At 43.4% G+C, this 1,368-nt stretch carries 2 protein-coding genes; both read left to right on the forward strand.

Features of this window, described 5'->3' with window-relative positions; all coding sequences use genetic code 11:
- On the forward strand, positions 1-476 hold a 476-nt coding region (locus AWV70_RS15730; RefSeq protein WP_235588700.1), incomplete at its 5' end, for a uridine monophosphate kinase.
- On the forward strand, positions 477-1,034 hold the full coding sequence (gene frr, locus AWV70_RS15735) for a ribosome recycling factor (protein WP_060209173.1): 558 nt from the start codon (positions 477-479) through the stop codon (positions 1,032-1,034).
- The last annotated feature ends 334 nt before the right edge of the window (positions 1,035-1,368 follow it).

The following is a 1,368-nucleotide window of genomic DNA, read 5'->3' on the forward strand; positions in this document are numbered from 1 at the left end:
ATTCATTGGCTCTTCAAGACGCTCTTGAAAAGTTAGACGTTGAAACACGTGTATCGTCATCGATTGATATGCGGCAAGTGGCTGAGCCGTATATTCGCCGGAAGGCAATCCGCCATCTGGAGAAAAAGCGAGTCGTCATTTTTGCCGCTGGAACAGGGAATCCTTATTTCTCAACGGATACGACAGCTGCACTTAGGGCTGCTGAAATCGAAGCAGACGTCATCTTGATGGCGAAAAATAATGTCGACGGCGTCTATTCAGCGGATCCATTAAAAGATGAGAATGCAGTGAAATATACGGAACTAACGTACTTGGAAGTGATCAGCCAAGGACTTGAAGTAATGGACTCCACTGCTTCAACCCTATGTATGGACAACGATATCCCTCTCGTAGTATTCTCAATTATGGATAATGGAAATATTAAAAAGGCCGTACTTGGTGAACCAATCGGTACGGTTGTCAGGAGGAATGGGTAAATGCCGAAAGCGATAATGGATCAAACAAAGGACAGAATGGACAAAGCAATCGGGTCTTTCTCAAGACAGCTTGCTTCCATCCGTGCAGGCCGTGCGAACGCTTCATTGCTGGATCGGATTTCAGTACTTTATTACGGAGCTCCGACGCCACTGAACCAAATGGCAGGCATCTCTGTGCCAGAGGCCAGACTGATGGTCATCCAGCCATACGATAAAACGACTTTAGGGGATATTGAAAAAGCGATATTGAAATCGGATATCGGTATCACTCCTTCCAACGATGGATCGGTCATCCGTTTGGCAGTCCCTGCTTTAACGGAAGAGCGACGCAAAGAATTGGTGAAAGAAGTCAAAAAAGAAGCAGAAGACTCCAAAGTTGCAATCCGCAATGTTCGTCGTGATGCGAATGAGGAGTTGAAAAAGCTTGAAAAGAATGGGGACATCACAGAGGATGAATTACGCCGCGAAGGTGATGAAATCCAGAAACTGACTGATTCCTTCATCGTGAAAATTGACGAGCTTGCCAAAGATAAAGAAAATGAAATTATGGAAATCTGATCGAAGAACTTTCTATACCTTGGGGCGTCCTACTTTCAGGACGTCTTTTTTTCTGACCGTATTTCATTTGCTTTCCCGAGCAATAAATATTTCACCATACGGCAAGCATAATCTAAAAGAGCACAAACACTAAATTTCAATTGTTTTAAATGAAATTTATCGGTCGATTTGATACGATAGACTAGGTACTTGCTCAAAAAGCAGGCGAGTGGAGGAAACGGAATGCTAGATAAACTGTTACGGAAAAAAACTGTAGAGAACCAACCATCAATTTCCGACAGGCTTACAAAAGTCAAAAGTAGAACAATACCTTCACACGTCGCCATCATCATGG

It is taken from the genome of Sporosarcina koreensis, assembly GCF_001531445.1.
GTDB classification, from domain to species: Bacteria; Bacillota; Bacilli; order Bacillales_A; family Planococcaceae; genus Sporosarcina; species Sporosarcina koreensis_C.

Bases quoted from the DNA above. Each gene is read 5' to 3' on its own strand.
- frr (WP_060209173.1), top strand. From the start codon at position 477: ATGCCGAAAGCGATAATGGATCAAACAAAGGACAGAATGGACAAAGCA.